General features: G+C 63.3%; 24 protein-coding genes. 6 read left to right on the top strand and 18 right to left on the bottom strand.

Going from position 1 to position 20,018, the window contains the following annotated elements; translation table 11 throughout:
• Positions 1 to 56 precede the first annotated feature (56 nt).
• Positions 57 to 977, top strand: coding sequence for a sulfite exporter TauE/SafE family protein (locus ACP15K_RS14125; protein WP_193140526.1), 921 nt, complete (start codon positions 57 to 59; stop codon positions 975 to 977).
• Positions 977 to 1,735: a TIGR02186 family protein gene (locus ACP15K_RS14120; protein ID WP_424990809.1), complete on the top strand. Its 759-nt coding sequence runs from the start codon at positions 977 to 979 to the stop codon at positions 1,733 to 1,735. The genes ACP15K_RS14125 and ACP15K_RS14120 overlap by 1 nt, the downstream gene beginning before the upstream one ends.
• Here ACP15K_RS14120 and ACP15K_RS14115 read toward each other — a convergent pair.
• From ACP15K_RS14115 to ccrA, 5 genes are all read right to left on the bottom strand, one after another.
• Positions 1,706 to 3,265, bottom strand: coding sequence for an ATP-dependent DNA helicase (locus ACP15K_RS14115; RefSeq protein WP_193140524.1), 1,560 nt, complete (start codon positions 3,263 to 3,265; stop codon positions 1,706 to 1,708). The two genes, ACP15K_RS14120 and ACP15K_RS14115, sit on opposite strands and share 30 nt — an antisense overlap.
• A gap of 39 nt (positions 3,266 to 3,304) precedes the next feature.
• Positions 3,305 to 3,940 (bottom strand): acyl-homoserine-lactone synthase, encoded by a 636-nt coding sequence (locus ACP15K_RS14110; RefSeq protein WP_193140523.1) that lies wholly within the window; start codon positions 3,938 to 3,940, stop codon positions 3,305 to 3,307.
• A gap of 104 nt (positions 3,941 to 4,044) precedes the next feature.
• Positions 4,045 to 4,758 carry a helix-turn-helix transcriptional regulator gene (locus ACP15K_RS14105; RefSeq protein ID WP_193140522.1) on the bottom strand — a complete coding sequence of 238 codons (714 nt, stop codon included), beginning with the start codon at positions 4,756 to 4,758 and terminating at the stop codon, positions 4,045 to 4,047.
• The gene (locus ACP15K_RS14100) at positions 4,730 to 4,903 is read right to left on the bottom strand and encodes a hypothetical protein (protein WP_193140521.1); all 174 of its coding nucleotides are present in this window, start codon (positions 4,901 to 4,903) and stop codon (positions 4,730 to 4,732) included. The genes ACP15K_RS14105 and ACP15K_RS14100 overlap by 29 nt, the downstream gene beginning before the upstream one ends.
• Positions 4,904 to 5,121: 218 nt before the next feature.
• Positions 5,122 to 6,411, bottom strand: coding sequence for a crotonyl-CoA carboxylase/reductase (ccrA, locus tag ACP15K_RS14095; RefSeq protein WP_193140520.1), 1,290 nt, complete (start codon positions 6,409 to 6,411; stop codon positions 5,122 to 5,124).
• Positions 6,412 to 6,770: 359 nt separating this feature from the next.
• Here ccrA and ACP15K_RS14090 point away from each other — a divergent pair, with 359 nt between their 5' ends.
• From ACP15K_RS14090 to deoD, 3 genes are all read left to right on the top strand, one after another.
• Positions 6,771 to 8,738, top strand: a complete 1,968-nt coding sequence (locus ACP15K_RS14090) for a protein meaA (RefSeq protein WP_193140519.1) — start codon at positions 6,771 to 6,773, stop codon at positions 8,736 to 8,738.
• Between the two features lie 108 nt (positions 8,739 to 8,846).
• Positions 8,847 to 9,311, top strand: coding sequence for a hypothetical protein (locus ACP15K_RS14085; protein ID WP_193140518.1), 465 nt, complete (start codon positions 8,847 to 8,849; stop codon positions 9,309 to 9,311).
• A gap of 34 nt (positions 9,312 to 9,345) precedes the next feature.
• On the top strand, positions 9,346 to 10,050 hold the full coding sequence (deoD, locus tag ACP15K_RS14080) for a purine-nucleoside phosphorylase (RefSeq protein WP_424990808.1): 705 nt from the start codon (positions 9,346 to 9,348) through the stop codon (positions 10,048 to 10,050).
• A gap of 29 nt (positions 10,051 to 10,079) precedes the next feature.
• Here the strand turns inward: deoD and ACP15K_RS14075 are convergent, their stop codons facing one another.
• The 13 genes from ACP15K_RS14075 to ACP15K_RS14015 all read right to left on the bottom strand — a co-directional run bounded on the left by ACP15K_RS14075 (position 10,080) and on the right by ACP15K_RS14015 (position 18,891).
• Positions 10,080 to 10,937 (bottom strand): urea carboxylase-associated family protein, encoded by an 858-nt coding sequence (locus tag ACP15K_RS14075; RefSeq protein ID WP_424990807.1) that lies wholly within the window; start codon positions 10,935 to 10,937, stop codon positions 10,080 to 10,082.
• Between the two features lie 88 nt (positions 10,938 to 11,025).
• Positions 11,026 to 11,184, bottom strand: coding sequence for a hypothetical protein (locus tag ACP15K_RS14070; RefSeq protein WP_193140515.1), 159 nt, complete (start codon positions 11,182 to 11,184; stop codon positions 11,026 to 11,028).
• Positions 11,185 to 11,297: 113 nt separating this feature from the next.
• A complete protein-coding gene (locus ACP15K_RS14065) occupies positions 11,298 to 11,522 on the bottom strand; it encodes a hypothetical protein (RefSeq protein WP_424990806.1) in 225 nt (74 codons plus the stop codon).
• A 3-nt stretch (positions 11,523 to 11,525) separates the two neighbouring features.
• Positions 11,526 to 11,723 carry a DUF3955 domain-containing protein gene (locus tag ACP15K_RS14060; protein WP_193140513.1) on the bottom strand — a complete coding sequence of 66 codons (198 nt, stop codon included), beginning with the start codon at positions 11,721 to 11,723 and terminating at the stop codon, positions 11,526 to 11,528.
• Between the two features lie 83 nt (positions 11,724 to 11,806).
• Entirely contained in the window at positions 11,807 to 12,586 is a 780-nt protein-coding gene (locus ACP15K_RS14055) for a succinate dehydrogenase iron-sulfur subunit (protein WP_193140512.1), read from the bottom strand.
• A gap of 10 nt (positions 12,587 to 12,596) precedes the next feature.
• Positions 12,597 to 14,402, bottom strand: a complete 1,806-nt coding sequence (gene sdhA / locus ACP15K_RS14050; RefSeq protein WP_193140511.1) for a succinate dehydrogenase flavoprotein subunit — start codon at positions 14,400 to 14,402, stop codon at positions 12,597 to 12,599.
• 20 nt (positions 14,403 to 14,422) lie between these two features.
• Positions 14,423 to 14,794: a succinate dehydrogenase, hydrophobic membrane anchor protein gene (gene sdhD, locus ACP15K_RS14045; protein ID WP_193140510.1), complete on the bottom strand. Its 372-nt coding sequence runs from the start codon at positions 14,792 to 14,794 to the stop codon at positions 14,423 to 14,425.
• 12 nt (positions 14,795 to 14,806) lie between these two features.
• Positions 14,807 to 15,190 (bottom strand): succinate dehydrogenase, cytochrome b556 subunit, encoded by a 384-nt coding sequence (sdhC, locus tag ACP15K_RS14040; RefSeq protein WP_193140509.1) that lies wholly within the window; start codon positions 15,188 to 15,190, stop codon positions 14,807 to 14,809.
• Between the two features lie 175 nt (positions 15,191 to 15,365).
• Positions 15,366 to 16,400, bottom strand: coding sequence for a MaoC family dehydratase (locus ACP15K_RS14035; RefSeq protein ID WP_193140508.1), 1,035 nt, complete (start codon positions 16,398 to 16,400; stop codon positions 15,366 to 15,368).
• On the bottom strand, positions 16,400 to 16,603 hold the full coding sequence (locus ACP15K_RS14030) for a DUF1737 domain-containing protein (RefSeq protein WP_193140507.1): 204 nt from the start codon (positions 16,601 to 16,603) through the stop codon (positions 16,400 to 16,402). The genes ACP15K_RS14035 and ACP15K_RS14030 overlap by 1 nt, the downstream gene beginning before the upstream one ends.
• A gap of 3 nt (positions 16,604 to 16,606) precedes the next feature.
• Entirely contained in the window at positions 16,607 to 17,152 is a 546-nt protein-coding gene (locus ACP15K_RS14025) for an NnrU family protein (protein ID WP_424990805.1), read from the bottom strand.
• Positions 17,153 to 17,154: 2 nt separating this feature from the next.
• A complete protein-coding gene (locus ACP15K_RS14020) occupies positions 17,155 to 18,027 on the bottom strand; it encodes an HpcH/HpaI aldolase/citrate lyase family protein (protein ID WP_424990804.1) in 873 nt (290 codons plus the stop codon).
• A gap of 111 nt (positions 18,028 to 18,138) precedes the next feature.
• Positions 18,139 to 18,891, bottom strand: coding sequence for a sulfite exporter TauE/SafE family protein (locus ACP15K_RS14015; protein ID WP_424990803.1), 753 nt, complete (start codon positions 18,889 to 18,891; stop codon positions 18,139 to 18,141).
• Positions 18,892 to 19,052: 161 nt separating this feature from the next.
• Here ACP15K_RS14015 and mdh point away from each other — a divergent pair, with 161 nt between their 5' ends.
• Positions 19,053 to 20,015: a malate dehydrogenase gene (mdh, locus tag ACP15K_RS14010; protein WP_424990802.1), complete on the top strand. Its 963-nt coding sequence runs from the start codon at positions 19,053 to 19,055 to the stop codon at positions 20,013 to 20,015.
• The last annotated feature ends 3 nt before the right edge of the window (positions 20,016 to 20,018 follow it).

The following is a 20,018-nucleotide window of genomic DNA, read 5'->3' as shown; positions in this document are numbered from 1 at the left end:
CGCTGCAGGAAGCCCGAAGGACTGGACCCCGTCGCAAGGGTCACTATTGTCGCGCCATGCAAATCTATCTTCCCATCGCCGAAGTTTCGGTCAACGCGTTCCTGCTGCTTGGGCTGGGCGGACTGGTGGGCGTGCTGTCGGGCATGTTCGGGGTCGGCGGCGGCTTTCTGATGACACCATTGCTGTTCTTCATCGGCATCCCCCCCGCGGTGGCCGTGGCGACCGAGGCGAACCAGATCGTTGCCTCCTCCTTCTCGGGTGTGCTGGCGCATTTCAGGCGCAAGACGGTGGACCTGAGGATGGGCGTCGTGCTGCTGACCGGCGGCCTGATCGGCGCGGCTCTGGGGGTGAAGGTCTTTGCCCTGCTCAAGGAAATGGGCCAGGTCGATCTTCTGGTGAAGCTCTGCTACGTGGTGTTTCTGGGCGTGATCGGCGGGCTGATGTTCGTCGAAAGCCTGAACTCGATCCGCAAGGCGCGCCGGGTCGGCGCCCCGGCCCCCAGACGGCGGCGCGCGGCCTGGGTGCAGGCACTGCCGCTGAAGATCAAGTTCCGCACCTCGGGCCTGTATATCTCGGTCATCCCGCCGCTTCTGGTCGGCCTGTTCGTCGGAGTGCTGTCGGCGATCATGGGTGTCGGCGGCGGTTTCATCATGGTGCCCGCGATGATCTATCTGCTGGGAATGCCCACCAAGGTGGTGGTTGGCACCTCGCTGTTCCAGATCATTTTCGTCACCGGCTTCTCGACCCTTCTGCACGCCACCACCAACTATACCGTGGACGTGGTTCTGGCGGTCCTGCTGCTGGTCGGCGGTGTCATCGGCGCCCAGATCGGCACCCGCATCGGCACCCGGATGAAGGCTGAACAACTGCGCATCCTGCTGGCGGGCATGGTGCTGCTCGTGTGCTTCAAACTGGGTCTCGACCTGCTGATCGAGCCGTCCGAACTGTATTCCATCGGCACCGAGGGTGGGCACTGATGCTGCGCCTGCTGATCATCGCCACGCTGCTGTGGGCACTGCCCGCCGGCGCCGAAAAGGTGGTTCTTGGCCTCAGCCAGGACGAAGTTGCCATCACCGCCACCTTCGACGGCTCGTCGCTGTTGATCTTCGGCGCCGTGAAGCGCGAGGAACCGCTGCCGCAGGATTCCGATCTGGATGTCATCATCACCGTGTCCGGCCCGCCCGGCCCGCTGGATATCCGCCGCAAGGAACGGCGCATGGGCATCTGGGTCAACACCGACTCGGTCCACCTGCTGCACGCGCCCAGCTTCTACGCGGTGGCCAGCACCCGGCCGCTGGATCAGATCCTGAACATGGACGACGACCAGCATCACATCATCTCGGTCGACTACGTGATGACCACGGTTGGCCCGGCCCATGCCGCGCCCGAACTGGACGTGTTCACCGATGCGCTGGTGCGCATTCGCAGCGAGGCCGACCTGTATCAGCAGCATGAAACCGGCGTGGCGCTGGATCAGGAGACGCTGTTCCGCACCTCGCTCGACCTGCCTGCAAACCTTGTCGAAGGCATTTATTCCATGCGGATCTTCCTTGTCCGCAACGGCGCGGTCGTAGATCGCTATGACACCACGATCGAGGTGCACAAGGTCGGGATGGAACGCTGGCTGTACAACCTCGCGCATGAACGGCCACTGGCCTACGGGATCATGTCGCTGGTCATCGCCATCGCGGCGGGTTGGCTGGCCTCAGCCGCCTTCCGGATGTTCCAGCGATAGGGTCGGGTCGATCTCGCGGATCAGGTCGGGCGCTGGCGGCACCGTCAGATCGTCGGTGCCCAGCGGCACCGTGGGCTTGCCCAGCCGATACCGCATCACCCAGTGCAGGCGCGTCTCGGCGCGGGTGATCGCCACATAGGCCAACCGTTTCCACAGCGGCAGCCCCGCCTCGGTCCGCCCCGCGCGATAGGCGGCATAGATGTCGGGCCCGAAGACCTGAACCTCGGACCATTGCGAGCCCTGCGCCTTGTGGATCGTTACCGCCGCGCCGTGCAGGAAGGCCGCCCCCATGCGGGCCGCGAAGGGGATGAAGGGTTCTTCCTCATCGGGATGTTCGATCTTGATGATCGAAGCCGCCGAGACCTGCGGCTCGGGCGCGCCCAGCACATGCAACCGGGAAAACCCCGGTCGGCGCCCCTGCCCCAGGTAAATCACCTGCGCGCCCTTGATCAGTCCCCGTGCCTCAAGATCCAGCCGCTTCTTGCGATGCTTCAGGGGCAGTTCCAGCCCGTCGCAGATCAGCGGCTCGCCGGGCAACAGGCTGTCGTCGGGCGCGTCATGCGCCTTGCGGAACGCCTGGATCAGCCGCACGCGGGTGGCGTTGCGCCAGACCAGCACCGGCGAGCGCGCCATCAGATCGGCCTCGACCCTTCCCGCAACCACAACGCGATCGTCGCGGCGGGCGGCATCGTCTATCATCCTCTCGAACTGTTCAAATCCCACGTCCGGATCACTCAACGCGTGGGCAAGATCGAGAATCGGGTTGTCCCGTTCCTGTCGGTGAATGCGACTCAGCACCAGTTGGCGCGGTTCCGGCAGCTTGTCGAAGACCATTTCGCCCGATTGTCCCACCGGCGCCAGCTGCGCAGGGTCGCCAAACAGCACCAAAGTTGGAAAAATTTCTTTCAGGTCGTCAAATTGTCGCGCGTCCAGCATCGAACTTTCATCGACGAATCCGATGTCCAGCGGCTCTTCGCGGCGTTTCCAGCCAGTGATGAAGTCCGATCCGCGCAATCCGGCCGAAGCCAGCGCCCCCGGCACCGACTTGTGCAGGTCGTAAAACGCCTTGGCGCGGTCCAGCGCGGTGTCGTCCAGAACCTCGGTTTCCGGCCGCGGGCCGCGCCCTGCCAGCCATTCGGCGATTTTCTCGTATTCGGGATCATAGACCGGCGTGTAGAGCACCCGGTGGATCGTCGTCGCCGGAACGCCCCGGTTGCGCAGGACCGAGGCCGCCTTGTTGGTGGGCGCCAGAATGGCAAGGGTGCGCCGCTCCTTGCGGCGCCGGCCCTCGTAATCGCCCGAGACGATCTCGACGCCCGCGGCCTCCATGGCGTGGTAGAGCTTTGCCAGAAGCACGGTCTTGCCCGAACCCGCCTTGCCCAGAACGGCCAGCGTCTGATCGCCCTTGGACGCCGGGGGGCCAAGCCCCCCGCCTGCCAGGTCAATCCCGGCGGCGGCAAGGACTTCGGTCACCCGCGCAAAAGCGGCATCCTGATCTTCGGACAGGACAATATCGGTCACGGCATTCATGTCCGGACCCTAGTCCGGGACCGCGACGGGCACCAGCACTCAGGCGGTGTGCGCCAGTTCGATCCGCGCCTGATGCCGCGACAGGTGGAACCACAGGCGCGACTGGGCCCGCGGGATACCGGCCTTGTCACACAGGGTTTCCGCGCGGCTTTCCGAGAAACTCCACAAGCCCGCGCTGATCGCCTCGCGGCCCTCGCCTTGCGTGCCCACCACCAGCGGCGACCAGCCCAGGCGGCGATAGATGCGCACCATGCGGGCATCGAACACCCCGATCGAGAAGGTCAGATCGAAGCCCAGGCCGACCTCGCAGCCGCCCAGCATCAGCGCTGCCGACACCTGAGGAGCAGCGTTGCGCGCAAGGCAGAAGCGGGTGCACTCCCAGATCTGCGAATTGCGGATCCGGGCCCCGTCCAGAAGGTTGCGAAAGTGATCGTCGAGCATGTTCGGCCCCGACGTGGGCAGGAACCGCATCGAGCCGCCATGGCTGCCGTCAGGCTCTTCCCAGATCACGTAGAGCGGGTTTATCGCGTCGTATTCGTCACGCTCCTCGCCATGATCGTCGATGGATACATCCCAGCCCAAACGCGTGTGGAACTGATCGGCGCGATCCTGAAACATGGAATCGCGCAGCTTCGGGTGATGGTTCAGTTCGTTCGAAAACAAGTATCTCAGCATGTTTATCCCCAGTCCGCTGTGTTGACGGGCTCAGGGTGTTCAACCGCTGGTTAACCAGAGTTAATCGCACCGTACGGTGCGTTAACGAAATGTTAAAACTTCGTTCAGACGACAATCAGGCCGCGGGCGATGGCGCGGGCGACGGCGTGGGTCGTGTTCTGCGCTCCCAGTTTGAACCGCGCGGATTCGATATAGACCCGCAGCGTGTGTTCCGAGATACACAGGCTTTCGGCGGCTTGTGCGCGGGAGTAGCCCACTGCAAGTAGGCTGAGCGTGTCGATCTCGCGAGGCGACAGGCTGGCCGATTTCTGAACATCGGTGCCGTTGTCGATCTCAAGGGCTTTCTGATTGATGAAATGGGCCACGAGAATCAGGTCCGATACATTGGACCGGCTGTAATTCGCCCAGGTCCTGTCGCTTGCATTGCTGGAGGCCGTAAACAGGGCGAACTGTCCGTTTGGTCCGCGGATCGGCACCGAAAGCCCCTGGTTTCCGATCCCGGCGTCAGCAGCCTCGCCCATGAAGTTCCGTGCCTTGGCGCCGGTCCAGTCCAGCTGTTTCCAATCCACCGGGTTGAACCGCTGATAGCAGCCCTGCACCACCGGATCGATGCGCGCATAGTCCCGCTCGATATAGCGATCCACCCATGAGGCGTCATAGGTGAGTGCTGCGTATTGTTCTCCAGCCCGGTTGACCGAATGGTAAACAACGTGATCCACATCGTAGAGATCGCGAAGCCTGACAACGACATCCTGCAGATCTCCCCGTGTCGTTGCCTCTTCCAGGCTGCTAATGAGCGTCTCCAGCTTTTCCTTCATGACCCCGTGCCCGACATACGTCCCTGACCTTGTTACGCCGAATTTCCGTAGCGGCCACCATCATGGTATCATCAAGTTGCTCCGCCAACTCCAAAAACTGGTTGTGGCGCGCAAACTTCTTCAGGTCTGCCAGAACATCGATCATCCAATCTGCATCCATGGATCCGTCCCCAAGACTTGAAGAATTCATTAACAACACCGTAACACGCCTGAAAATCGTGACACACTCACCGCTTTATGCCCCCCAGAAATAGGGAGGTCGGCGGGTGTAACCTGTTGATATTTGGTAAACCGCTTCCGTGGAAACGCAAACCGCCCCGGAAACCGGGGCGGTGCGAATGTCATCTGAATTTGGGGGCGTGATCAGCTCTTGCCGGCTTCCAGCGTGTCCTCGAAAGTGCGCAGCCCGGTTTTCGGGGCCTGCACCAGAACGGCCATGTTGCCCGGCTTGTGCTGGTTGCGCAGCATCATGATGTGGGCGTCGGGGATCTCTTCCCAGGGGAAAACCTCGGACATGCAGGGATCGATGCGCCGCTCGATCATCAGCTTGTTGGCCGCCGCCGCCTGCTTGAGATGCGCGAAGTGCGAGCCCTGAAGGCGCTTCTGGTGCATCCACATGTAACGCACGTCGAAGGTACAGTTGAAGCCCGAGGTGCCGGCGCAGATCACGACCATGCCGCCCTTCTTCACCACGAAGGTGGAGACCGGGAAAGTCGCTTCGCCCGGGTGTTCGAACACCATGTCGACGTTGTTGCCCTTGCCGGTGATGTCCCAGATCGCCTTGCCGAACTTGCGGGCTTCCTTGAACCAGGTGTTGTATTCCGGCGTGTTCACCGTGGGCAGTTGACCCCAGCAGTCAAAGTCCTTGCGGTTCAAAACGCCCTTGGCGCCCAGGCTCATGACAAACTCGCGCTTGTCCTCGTCCGAGATCACGCCGATGGCGTTGGCCCCGGCGGCATTGGCCAGCTGGATCGCGAAAGAGCCCAGACCGCCCGAGGCGCCCCAGACCAGAACGTTCTGGCCCGGCTTCAATTCGTGCGGGTGATGGCCGAACAGCATCCGGTAAGCGGTGGCCAGCGTCAGCGTGTAGCAGGCGCTTTCTTCCCAGGTCAGGTGACGCGGGCGCGGCAGCAGCTGCTGGGCCTGCACGTTGGTGAACTGGGCAAAGGATCCGTCCGGCGTTTCATAACCCCAGATCCGCTGGCTGGGCGAATACATCGGGTCGCCGCCGTTGCATTCCTCGTCATCGCCATCGTCCTGATTGCAGTGGATCACGACCTCGTCGCCCACTTTCCAGCTCTTTACCTTGTCGCCCACGGCCCAGACGATGCCCGAGGCATCGGAACCGGCGATGTGGTAGTCTTCACCATGGCTGTCGAAGGGGCTGATCGGAACGCCCAGTCCGGCCCAGATGCCGTTGTAGTTCACGCCGGCGGCCATCACGAGCACCAGAACCTCGTGGCTGTCCAAGACCGGAACATCGACGACCTCGACCTGGAAGGACTTGTCCGGCTCGCCGTGACGCTCGCGACGGATGGCCCAAGCGTACATCTGCTTGGGCACATATCCCATCGGGGGCATCTCGCCGATTTCGTACAGGTCCTTCTGCGGGGCGTCATATTCCGCAATCGCCGAATGTGTATCGAGAGCCATCAAAGCCTCCAAGCTGGTCCACATAATTGCCGCATCGCAGAATCAATGGGCGGTGTCTGGTCGGGATACTGCCCTTTGCGCAACTTCGCAACACCGTTCGCGCGAAAAATGAAAGATTATGTCTCATCATGCCTGCGTCGCGAGGAGCTAAAACATATAGCAGGCAAGCGATTGGCCAAAAACTTCGACCTTTTGGCAGTTGCAGCACCACTGCGGCGCCAAATCCCGTGAACCGAGCGATTTTTCCCCGTATAGGTAACGTGTACCGCCGCAACGCAGCGAATTGACAAGGTCATAAAATTCCAGATATGCAGTCGCGGACGCACATAAATTACCGACCCCAAGACGCGAGACGAGATATGAGTGAAGTGAAAAAAGATCGCCCCTGGCTCTTCCGCACCTACGCGGGGCATTCCACGGCCAAGGCGTCGAACGCGCTTTACCGCAACAACCTTGCCAAGGGGCAGACCGGGCTGTCGGTGGCCTTCGACCTGCCGACCCAGACCGGCTATGACAGCGATCACGAACTGGCGCGCGGCGAGGTTGGCAAGGTCGGCGTGCCGGTGTCGCATCTGGGCGACATGCGCGCCCTGTTCGACAATATCCCGCTGGAACAGATGAACACCTCGATGACCATCAACGCCACGGCGCCCTGGCTGCTGGCGCTGTATATCGCGGTGGCCGAGGAACAGGGCGCCGACATCACCAAGCTGCAAGGCACGGTGCAGAATGACATCATCAAGGAATATCTCAGCCGGGGCACCTATATCTGCCCGCCCAAGCCGTCGTTGCGGCTGATCACCGATGTGGCCGCCTATTGCTATACCAATGTGCCCAAGTGGAACCCGATGAACGTGTGTTCCTATCACCTGCAAGAGGCCGGGGCCACGCCCGAGCAGGAACTGGCCTTTGCGCTGGCCACCGCCTGCGCGGTGCTGGATGACGTCAAGGACAAGGTGCCAGCCGAGGATTTTCCGCAGGTCGTGGGGCGGATTTCCTTCTTCGTGAACGCCGGCATCCGCTTCGTCACCGAGATGTGCAAGATGCGCGCCTTCGTCGATCTGTGGGACGAGCTTTGCGCCCACCGCTACCACGTCGGCGATGCCAAGTTCCGCCGCTTCCGCTATGGCGTGCAGGTGAACTCGCTGGGGCTGACCGAACAGCAGCCCGAAAACAACGTCTACCGCATCCTGATCGAGATGCTGGCCGTCACCCTGTCGAAAAAGGCCCGCGCCCGCGCCGTGCAGCTTCCCGCGTGGAACGAGGCGCTTGGCCTGCCCCGCCCCTTCGACCAGCAATGGTCGCTGCGCATGCAGCAGATCATGGCCTATGAGACCGACCTGCTGGAATACGCCGACCTGTTCGATCACAACCCGGCGGTCGAGAACAAGGTCGAAGAGCTGAAGCAGGGCGCGCGGGCCGAGCTGGCCAATATCGACGCCATGGGCGGCGCGGTTTCGGCCATCGAATACATGAAGTCGCAACTGGTCACCGCCAATGCCGAACGGCTGGGCGGCATCGAAAAGGGCGACACCATCGTCGTGGGCGTCAACAAGTGGACGCAGGGCGAACCCTCGCCGCTGATGGATGCGGACGGCGGCATCATGACCGTCGATCCGGCGGTCGAAGCCGAACAGATCGGTCGCCTGAACGACTGGCGCGCCTCGCGCGATGCCAATGCCGTCAAATCCGCGCTGGCCGCCCTGCGCGCAGCGGCCAGGGATGGCACCAACATCATGGAACCCTCGATCACCGCCGCCAAGGCCGGCGTCACCACCGGCGAATGGGCCGAAACCATGCGCCAGGTCTTTGGCCAGTATCGCGGCCCCACCGGCGTGTCGCGGTCCGTGTCCAACAAGACCGAAGGGCTGGACGATATCCGCGCCTCGGTCGATGCGATCTCTGACAAGCTGGGCCGCCGCCTGAAGTTCCTGATGGGCAAGCCCGGACTGGACGGCCATTCCAACGGCGCCGAGCAGATCGCCTTCCGCGCCCGTGATTGCGGAATGGAAATCGACTATGAGGGCATCCGCCTGACACCGGACGAATTGATCGCCGCCGCCAAGCGCGAAGATCCCCATGTGATCGGCCTGTCGATCCTGTCGGGCAGCCATATCCCGTTGGTCGAAAGCTTCATGGAAAAGGTGAAGGCCGAAGGGCTGACCCACATTCCGGTTCTGGTCGGCGGCATCATTCCCGACGACGATGCCAAGCGCCTGCTGGCGATGGGGGTGGCCAAGGTCTATACCCCCAAGGACTTCGAACTGAACCGCATCATGGTCGATATCGTGGAACTGGCCGACCCGGCCGCCGTCGCGGCGGAGTAGATCCGGCACCCGGCCACGGCAAGACCCCGCCCTCTGGGCGGGGTTTTCGCTTTTGGCGCGCCGGGAATTCGGTAAGCTGCCGCAAACACTTCTGGATGCGAGCCTGCCATGATCCGCCTTTCCCTGATCCTTTCCCTTTGCCTGTCTGCCGCCGCTGCGCGGGCCGAAACCGAATTGCCCGACCCGCTGCGCGCCGTGCTGTCGGAACGCGTCACCGACTGCGAGGGATTCGAGAGCGGCACGCTGGAACTGGAGGCCGACGCCATCCAGCGTGTCGACCTGACCGGCAATGGCGAAGACGACTGGGTACTGGATGAATTTCACCTGCGGTGCTCCTCGGCCGCCTCGTTGTATTGCGGCACCGGCGGCTGCGGGCTGAACCTTCTGGTCGACGGGGTGGTCACCTCGCGCCTGTCCAAGGGCTGGGACGTCACCGACCTGGGCCCGCTGCGCACGGTGCTGATCCAGATCCACGGCAGCGCCTGCGGCGGCACCAACGTCAACGCCTGCGTCGAGGCGATGGTCTGGGACGCCACTGAAGGCCGCTTCTTCTCACCAATTGACCAGAACTGACCCTGCCCCTCTTTCCCGAACCACGGAGCCCCCGATGACCGTTCATATTGGCGCCGCCCCCGGCGATATCGCAGAAACCGTCCTGTTGCCCGGCGACCCGCTGCGCGCGAAATGGGCCGCCGAGACCTTTCTTGACGACCCGGTCTGCATCAACGAGGTGCGCGGCATGCTGGGCTTCACCGGCACATGGCGCGGCAACCGGGTGACGATCCACGGCTCGGGCATGGGGATGCCGTCGCTGTCGATCTATGCCAACGAGCTGATCTCGACCTATGGCGCAAAGACCCTGATCCGCATCGGCTCGGCCGGGGCGATGCAGACCCAGGTAAACCTGCGCGACGTGGTGCTGGCGATGACCGCAACCACCCTGTCGACGCCCTCGCGCGGGTTCTTCAAGGACATCAACTTTGCCCCATGTGCTGACTATGGCCTGCTGAAAGCCGCGGAAGAGGCCGCCGCCGCGCGCGGGGCGGCCACCCATGTGGGCGGGATCTATTCATCGGATGTGTTCTATGACGAACGCCCCGATCTGAACGAGATCATGACCCGCCACGGCATCCTTGCCGTCGAGATGGAAGCGGCCGAACTGTACAACCTCGCCGCACGCTTCGGGGTGCGGGCGCTGGCGGTGGTGACGATCTCGGACCATCTGCTGCGCGACGAAGCGCTGAGCGCCGCCGACCGGCAATCCAGCTTTGGCGATATGGTCGAGATCGCGCTGGAGGCCGCCTTCGCCTGAGCCCTTCGGACGACAGAGGCTGAAACCGGTCAGCCGCCGCTTTCCGTGCCGTGGCTGCGGTCATAGGGATTGAGCGGCGGTTCGGCCCAGCCCTCCAGCGCCCCCCCGGGCAGATCATAGACATCGACGCGCAGAGGGTGACAGGCGGCCGTATCGCTGGAATGCTCCGCCCCGCAATCGCCGCCCGGACAGGCCGACAGCGCGCCCAGAAGATCGATCTCGGCGAAGAACTCCAGATGATCACCGGGCCGCACCGGGCTTGCCTTCATGAAATACTGGCCGGTGTCGCGGGTGAACCCGGTGCACATGAAGACGTTCAGAACGTCGTGCACATGCGCCTCGGCCTCGGCCAGCGACAGGCCGGTTTCGGCGGCCAGCGCGCGGGTCAGGTTGGAATGGCAACAGTGATGATACGGGGCCTGCGACAGCAGCATGTGCGTGTAGGGATCGCAGCGGGTGCCAATCACGTCGTGGACCGCACCGCCGTAGGCGTCGATGCCGTACCAATCCAGCGAATCATGGGTGATCGTGGCCATCGGGCGCAGCGTCGGAAAGCCGGACCAGAGCCGGTCGCCGGTGCTGACATGGCTGCCGTGCAGGGCGCGGGTCTTGCCGGAATAGAAGCGCTCGTGCAGGTCCTGGGCATTCCACAGGTTCAGATCGCCAACCTGTGGTCCGTCGGTGCAGGTGATGCGGAAGATCTGTCCGGCGCGGACGCGAAAACAGGCGGCCTCACGCGCGGGCACCGTAACGCTGCTGACCGGGTGCAACTGCGCCCGCTGCGCAGCATCGGGTCGGAAGGCGGGGCGGGGCAAGGTCTGGTTGGGATAGCAGATCACCGGGGCGACGGCGCGCCGGGCCTCGGCATCCTGTGGCGGTTGGGGCATGGGCGGAACCTTTCGGGGCGACACCAGAGGGAAGTTTCCCCCAGAACGCCCCGGATCGGTTCCGGCTGCAAGTGCAATCCGCGCAGGGTCAGGCGGCTTCGTAGTAGCCCTCGAACGTACGGGCGTCGCGCCGCAGCAGTTCTTCGTTGGTCCGGACCGGGGCCGGCATGTAGTAGGACCACGATTCTTCCAGAATGGCCAAGGCCTTGTCGGCCGGCGTTTTCGGAAACACGGATACATTGTTCATTGGAAACTCCAGAACAAGACATCCTCCCTGCCGATGAAGATAGGCCTGCCTGACGTGCACGTCATCGCCCAAGTCGGCAAGGGCGTCATGCGTGCCACGCATGTCGGACGGGTCTAGGGGCGCGAGGTACGCCGTGCCTTGCGCAGGCACACGGGCGGCGGCAGGTTGTTGGCTGCAAAGGTTTCCGCGCCGCAGTTCATGCAGATGAAATAGCGACCCTCGGGGGTATCCTTGGCGTGGTTTTCCCGCCAGCGGCAGTCTTTCAGGCGCTGGCGCGCCTTGTAGGTCAGGATCATCCAGACCAGCACGATCACCGCGACGACAAGAAGAAGGGGCATGGCTCAGCCTCTCCGGAAAAACCGAGTGACCAGTGCGAACAGCACCAGACCGGCACCGGCCAGCATCAACAACCAGCCACCGCCCAGCAGGAAGAAGGGTTCTTGCAGGACGCCGTTCTCGTCGACCTCGCTGCCGATCAGTCCGAAGGCGACCCAGCAGGCCGCCGCCAGGATCATCAGGATCAGTCCCAGACGCATCATCACGGGCGGTTCCCCTTGTTGCAATGAAATCGGGGGACACGGCCACAAGCCGCGTCCCCCGAATACCGTGTCGAACCGTTCCCTCAGACCTGGCGTTCGACCATCATCTTCTTGATCGAGGCGATGGCCTTGGCCGGGTTCAGCCCCTTGGGGCAGGTCTTGGAACAGTTCATGATGGTGTGGCAGCGATACAGCTTGAAGGGATCCTCCAGCTCGTCCAGACGCTCGCCCGTGGCTTCGTCGCGGCTGTCGATGATCCAGCGGTAGGCGTGCAGCAGCGCGGCCGGGCCGAGGTAGCGATCGCCGTTCCACCAATAGCTCGGGCAGGAGGTCGAGCAGGAGGCGCACATCACGCATTCATACAGACCGTCCAGCTTCTTGCGATCCTCGATGGATTGCTTCCACTCTTTCGCCGGGCGGTTGGTCTTGGTTTCCAGCCACGGCATGATGCTGGCGTGCTGGGCGTAGAAATGGGTCAGGTCGGGGATCAGATCCTTGACCACCGGCATGTGCGGCAGCGGGTAGATCTTCACGTCGCCCTTGATCTCGTCCATGCCATAGATGCAGGCCAGCGTGTTGGTCCCGTCGATGTTCATCGCGCAGGAGCCGCAGATGCCTTCCCGGCAGGACCGGCGGAAGGTCAGCGTCGGATCGATCTCGTTCTTGATCTTGATCAGCGCATCCAGAACCATCGGACCGCAGGTGTCCATGTCCAGGAAATAGGTGTCCACGCGCGGGTTCTGACCGTCGTCCGGGTTCCAGCGATAGATCTGGAACTTGCGCACGTTGGTCGCGCCCTGGGGCTTCGGCCAGGTCTTGCCCGTGGTGATCTTGGAGTTCTTGGGCAGGGTAAATTGTACCATCGTCGCCTCCTTAGAACGTCCGCGCCTTGGGCGCGATTTTGGCCAGGCTGATGCCGCCTTCAGCTTCGGTGGACAGCGGGTCAGTGACGACCGGGCGATAGCTCAGGTCCACGGCAATGCCGTCGACACGCGCCACGGTGTGCACCCGCCAGTTGTCGTCATCGCGGGTCGGAAAATCCTCGTGCGCATGGGCGCCACGGCTTTCCTGACGCGCCTCGGCCCCGGTGATGGTGGCCAGCGCGTTCGGCATCAGGTTGGTCAGTTCCAGCGTTTCCATCAGATCCGAGTTCCACACCAGCGAGGTGTCGGTGACCTTCAGGTCATCCAGCTTCGCGGCGATGGCTGTCATCTTCTCGACGCCTTCCTTCAGGGTTTCCGAGGTGCGGAACACGGCGGCGTCGGCCTGCATGGTCTTTTGCATTTCCAGGCGCAACTCGGCGGTGCCGATGGTGCCCTGCGCGTACCGCAGACCGTCGAACCGGTCGAAGCTCTTCTGGATCTTGTCCGCAGGCGCGGTCGGGATCGCGGCCTCGCGGTCGACCACATCACCGGCGCGGATCGCGGCAGCGCGGCCAAAGACCACCAGGTCGATCAGCGAGTTCGAGCCCAGGCGGTTCGCCCCGTGCACCGAGGCACAGCCCGCTTCACCGACGGCCATCAGGCCCGGCACCACGGCGGTGGGGTTGTCGGCGGTGGGGTTCAGAACCTCGCCCCAATAGTTCGTCGGGATACCGCCCATGTTGTAATGCACGGTGGGCAGAACCGGGATCGGTTCCTTGTTCACATCGACGCCGGCGAAGATCTTGGCGCTTTCCGAGATGCCCGGCAGGCGTTCGGCCAGGGTTTCGGGCGGCAGGTGGTTCAGGTGCAGGTGGATATGGTCACCCTCGGCACCCACGCCACGGCCTTCGCGGATCTCCATGGTCATCGACCGGGAAACATAGTCGCGCGGGGCCAGGTCCTTGTAGGTCGGGGCGTAGCGTTCCATGAACCGCTCCCCTTCCGAGTTGGTCAGGTAGCCGCCTTCGCCGCGCGCCCCTTCGGTGATCAGGCAGCCCGAGCCATAAATGCCGGTCGGGTGGAACTGCACGAACTCCATGTCCTGCAGCGGCAGGCCGGCGCGGGCCACCATGCCGCCACCGTCGCCGGTGCAGGTATGGGCCGAAGTGGCCGAGAAATAGGCGCGGCCATAGCCACCGGTGGCCAGAACCACCATCTTGGCGTTGAACACGTGGAAGGTGCCGTCGTCCAGCTTCCAGCACAGCACGCCCTGGCAGACACCGTCGTCGCTCATCAGCAGGTCGATGGCGAAATACTCGATGTAGAACTCGGCGTTGTTCTTCAGCGACTGGCCATAAAGCGTGTGCAGGATGGCATGGCCGGTCCGGTCCGCCGCGGCGCAGGTGCGCTGCACGGGGGGGCCTTCGCCGAATTCGGTGGTGTGACCGCCGAAGGGGCGCTGGTAGATCTTGCCTTCTTCGGTCCGCGAAAACGGCACACCGTAGTGTTCCAGCTCGTACACCGCCTTGGGCGCCTCGCGGGCCAGATATTCCATGGCGTCCGTATCGCCCAGCCAGTCCGACCCTTTCACGGTGTCGTACATGTGCCACTGCCAGTTGTCGGGGCCCATGTTGGACAGCGAGGCAGCGATGCCCCCCTGTGCCGCCACGGTGTGCGACCGGGTCGGGAAGACCTTGGTCACACAGGCCGTGCGCAGCCCCTGTTCGGCCATGCCCAGCGTGGCCCGCAGGCCCGCGCCACCGGCGCCGACGACAACCACGTCATAGTCGTGGGATTCGTATTCATAAGCAGCCATTTGGTGTCAGCTCCGTCAGATCAGAGGGCCAGCCGCACAAGCGCGAAGACGCCCATGCCCATGGCGAAATAGGAAAGGCAGGTGACGGCGATGATCAGCCATTCCCGCGTCATGCCGTGGGAGTAGTCCTCGATCACCATCCGCATGCCGCGGATGAAGTGCAGAAAGCCCGCCACCAGCATCAGCGCGGTGATCACCGCCGGATAGGGGCGGGCGAAATGGGCCAGGACCTCTTCATAGGGTTGGCCCAGTTGCGACCCGAAGGTGCACAGGAACAGCGGGGTCAGGATCAGCAGGCCATAGGAGCTGACGGTCATCCGCCAGAAATTCTCGGTGCCGGTCTTGGCCGAGCCCATGCCCACGGCGCGCTTGCGGTCGGTAAGATATGCCATTTTCCGGTCTCCTCAGACGGCGATCGCGGTGATGAGGGTCAGCAGGACAGAGCCGCCGATGATGCCATAGGCCAGCTTGTCGGCCATCTCGACCTCAAGGCAATAGCCGGCGTCCCAGACAAGGTGACGAAGTCCGGCCAGCGCGTGATACCACAGCGCCCAGACCGAGCAGAACATGATCAGGTCGCCGATGAAGCTTGTGACGATCCCGTCGACGAAGGCGAAATGCTCCGGCCCGGACGCTGCACCAACCAGCCACCAGACGGACAGGAGCGCGCCCAGCAGCAGACCCACGCCCGTGATCCGGTTCAGGATCGAAGTAATGGCCGCCAGCGGCATACGGTAGATCTGCAGATGCGGCGAGAGCGGACGGGATCCGCGGTTCACATCAGCCATAGGTCATCCTTTCACGGGATCGAATACACTTGCTGCATAGGTGATAGCAGCTTTTCACTAGCTGTCAGCGCGGCAAGCCACGCAAATGGCGCGGTGTTTTGGCGCAATTAGCGGTAACGGACAGCAAACGTGATCACAGGAAAAATTTTGTGATCACGTTCCGGGGCGCGACTCCTCAGATGGGAATCAGCGCCCAATAGTCCAGATCCAGAAGGACCTCGGGCTTGTATTTGCCGTCATCGCCCTTCAGCGCGAAGGGCTCGGCCCCGTCCTTGGTGGCCACAAGACGCAGGCGCAGGGCACCGACGCCGGGGGCGGAAGTTTCGGCCTTGTCCAGCACTTCGGACCACGCCTTGACGGTCAGGCCCGAGAACGCCGGGTTGGCATGGGCGCCGCCGTTCAGGCCGACGATCATCTGCGCGTTGGCCAGCCCGTTGAACGACAGCGCGCGCGCCAGCGAGATGATGTGCCCGCCATAGATCAGGCGCTGGCCATCGGGGCGGAAGGTGGCGTCGAAATGCACCTTGGCCGTGTTCTGCCACAAACGCGTGGCCAGCATGTGCTCGGCCTCTTCCAGCGTCACGCCATCCACGTGGTCGATCTTCTCGCCGATCTCGTAGTCGCCCCAGCGGTGCGGTTCTCCGGCCAGCGCGAAGTTGTAGCCGGTGAAATCCAGCCCCTCGGGGATCACCAGATCGGCCGGGTCCACCACGGTGCGCAACGCGGGGATCACGGTTTCCGGCGCCGGGGCGTCCGGGTCGCGTTTGCGCACCATCACCCAGCGCACGTATTCCAGCACCGGCTCGCCATTCTGGTTCAGGCCGGTGGTGCGCACATAGACCACGCCCGATTTGCCGTTGGAGTTCTGCTTCAGCCCGATGACCTCGGACACTGAATTCAGCGTGTCGCCGGGCCAGACCGGCGCCAGCCAGCGGCCCTCGGCGTAGCCAAGGTTGGCCACGGCATTCAGGGAAATGTCGGGGACAGTCTTGCCGAACACCACATGGAAAGCCGCCAGATCATCCAGCGGTGCGCTTTCCAGCCCGCAATCCTGCGCGAACATGTCCGAGGAATACAGTGCATGCCGCGCCGGATACAGCGCATGGTACAGCGCCCGCTCGCCCTCGGCCACGGTGCGCGGCACCGCGTGGGCGATTACCTCGCCGACGCGGTAGTCTTCGAAAAACCGGCCCGGATTGGTCTTGCCCATCACTGCGCTCCCAGCTTGATGTCGGGGGTGTAGTCGCCCGGCGCATCCTTGACGACCGCCTGCCCGCAGCGCATCACGCCACGCGCCGCGTCGAAGGCATAGGTCGGATCGCCGTGCAGCATCCATCCCTTGTTCAGCGCCGCCGTCACCTTGTGGCAGAAGGCACTCGTGTCATCCTCGCTGAGGAACCGATAGATTTTCATGGATCACCCGAAAACAGAAAGACCAAACAGAGTGTGCGCCCAGGCCAGCACCGCATAGATCACCAGCGAGATGCCGATGTTGACAAGGTCACCGCGCGGCTTGATCTCGGCGGGCGGGGTCCATTCCGGCTCGGCCTTGTTGATCAGCACCACTTCGGCCACCGCCCAGCCCAGAATCCCGCCAAACAGCAGGATCGAGGCCAGATCGCCATTCACCAGCAGATGCGCAAACGCCCAGGTCTTGACGCCTGTCAGCATCGGATGCCGGACGATCTGCGCCAGCCGGCCCTTGGACGAGCCGATGCCGAAAAAGTAGACCGAGATCAGCATCAGCAGATTGTTGACATGAGTCAGAAAGGTCGGCGGCGACCAGACTTCGATGTAATCCGCGCCGCGATAGCCAAGGATCATCAGCACCAGACCGGTGCCGATGGCCAGCGCCACCATACCTTTGCCCTTCTCTCCCAGGCCAGCCCGACGATCGGGCGCGACCCGTTTGAACACATGGGCGCCGATCCACAGCGCCAGACCCAGGATAAGAAGGAACATGATCAGCCCTCCAGAGCTGCAACCGCCGACGCCTTCGCCAGAACCTGGCGGGCGGTGACGATATGTAGGTTTTCAACGATCTTGCCATCGACCACGGCCACGCCCTTGCCTTCGGCCTCGGCCGCCTCGAAGGCCTCGATCTGCCGTTTCGACAGGTCGATCTCGGCCTCGGACGGGGCGAAGGCAGCGTTGGCGATGGCCACTTGCGCCGGATGGATCAGGGTCTTGCCGTCAAAGCCCATGTCGCGACCCTGATCGCATTCGACCTGCAGCCCGGCCTCGTCCTTGAAGGCATTGTAGACCCCATCGACAATGGCGATGCCGGCGGCGCGCGCCGCCAGAAGGCACAGTTGCAGCGAGGTCAGCAGCGGTTCGCGATCCGCGCGGAAGCGGGTCATCAGCTCTTTGGCCAGATCGTTGGTGCCCATGACGAAGCCGCCCATACGCGGCGCCGCAGCAATATCGGCGGCGTTCAGGATGCCCTGCGGGGTCTCCATCATCGCCCAGATGCGGGTCTCGGCGCAGGCCGGAATGGCGTCCAGCCTGGCCGCCACTGCCGCGATCTCGGCGGCCGAGCCGACCTTGGGCAGCAGCACCGCCTGCGGGCCGACGGCGGCAATCACCTCAAGATCCTTCGGGCCCCAGTCCGTGTCCATGCCGTTCAGGCGAACGATCTGATAACGTTGACCATATCCACCCGCGCTCAGGGCCGCGGCCAGCGTGTCGCGGGCGCTGTCCTTGGCGTCGATGGCGACCGCGTCTTCCAGATCGAAAATGATGGCATCCACCGGCAGTGTCTTGGCCTTTTCCAGTGCCCGCTCGTTCGAGCCGGGGATGTAAAGGACGGACCGGTAGGGGCGCGCGAGATTATCCATGATTCCCTCATTCGTTTTCTGCGCCATGCCATATTTATGCCGCAACTGCAAAGGGGGTGCGCAACAAAAATGCGCAAGGACCGTGTTTTCCGAAGGATTTTTACTTAGCCACTACGTGAGTGCATCCCAAATCAGCTTTGACCCGGCGATGGTCAGCAGAACATAGGTGATGCCGAAGAACAGCCGGTCAGGCATCACACGGTTGGCGAACACCCCCAGAACAGCGCCCAGAACCGCCACTGGCGCCAGCCACACCACGATGGTCATGCCTTCCAGCGTGAACATGCCCAGCCCGGTATAGACCGCCGCCTTGACCGCGTTGACCACCGAGAACATCGCCACGGTGGTGGCCTGGAACATCACCTTGGGCAGCCCCTGCGACAACAGGTACATCAGCGTCGGCGGCCCGCCGGCATGAGCCACGAAACTGGTGAAGCCGGCGCCCAGCCCGCTGAGCAGACCGATCCGCGGCGGCAGCGGCTCGGTCCGCGCCTTGACCCAGCCCTGCGCCACCGCCAGCTGGAATCCGACGAACAACAGCGCGATGGTCCCGATCAGAAAGCGGAACACATCCGGGTCGGCAAAGCCATAGACGGCGGCGGCCAGGAAGATGCCCGGCATTGCCCCGGCAATCAGGATGCGGAATTCGCGCAGGCTCCACTTGCCCCAATAGGCTTTCAGCCCGGTCACATCCATCAGCATCAGAAGCGGCAGCATCACACTGAGCGCCAGTCCCGGTTCCAGCACCAACGCCAGGATCGGCGTTGCCGCGAAAGAGGCTCCGCCACCGAAGCCGGTCTTCGACACCGCGGCCACCAACACCCCGACCGAGGCCACCGTAAGAAAGAACAGGTCGAATTGCATGGGGCCACCGAACGGATGTGTGTCACTGCCCCCGGATTATTTGGAATTATTGCCGGACGCGAGCGCTAACTGCTGCGGTTCGCCGCGTCTGCGATACTTGCACCAACGTCGCAATAGGACTACGCACCCCGCACAATCCATAGGATCGGAGATCAAGACTCATGGCCAGACCCAAAATCGCCCTGATCGGTGCGGGGCAAATTGGCGGCACCCTTGCCCATCTCGCAGCTCTGAAAGAACTGGGCGACGTCGTTCTGTTCGACATCACGGACGGCATCCCGCAGGGCAAGGCCCTGGACATTGCAGAATCCGGTCCTTCCGAAGGCTTCGATGCCGCGATGACCGGCACCACCGACTATGCCGATATTGCCGGCGCAGACGTCTGCATCGTCACCGCCGGTGTGCCGCGCAAGCCGGGCATGAGCCGCGATGACCTGCTGGGCATCAACCTGAAGGTCATGAAATCGGTCGGCGAAGGCATCCGCGACAACGCCCCCGACGCCTTCGTGATCTGCATCACCAACCCGCTGGACGCCATGGTCTGGGCCCTGCAGCAGTTCTCGGGCCTGCCCGCGAACAAGGTCTGCGGCATGGCCGGCGTTCTGGACAGCGCACGTTTCCGCCACTTCCTGTCGGTGGAATTCGACGTGTCGATGAAAGACGTCACCGCCTTCGTTCTGGGCGGCCACGGCGACACAATGGTGCCGCTGACCCGCTATTCCACCGTCGCCGGCATCCCGCTGCCCGACCTGGTGGACATGGGCTGGACCACGCAGGAAAAGCTGGACGCCATCGTGCAGCGCACCCGTGACGGCGGCGCCGAAATCGTTGGCCTGCTGAAGACCGGATCGGCCTTCTACGCACCGGCCACCTCGGCCATCGAAATGGCGGAAAGCTACCTGAAGGACCAGAAGCGCGTCCTGCCCTGTGCCGCTCAGTGCAACGGCGAATTCGGCCTGAAGGACATGTATGTGGGCGTGCCCACCGTGATCGGCGCCGGTGGCATCGAGAAGGTCATCGACATCAAGCTTGGCAAGGACGAACAGGTCATGTTCGACAAGTCGGTTGATGCTGTCAAAGGTCTGATGGCTGCCTGCAAGGGCATCGACGATACCCTGGTCTAAGCC

It is taken from the genome of Fluviibacterium sp. S390, from assembly GCF_049800695.1.
Taxonomy (GTDB): domain Bacteria; phylum Pseudomonadota; class Alphaproteobacteria; order Rhodobacterales; family Rhodobacteraceae; genus Meridianimarinicoccus.
The sequence above is the reverse complement of the archived record's forward strand: the minus strand, read 5'-3'. Positions and strand labels throughout refer to the sequence as shown.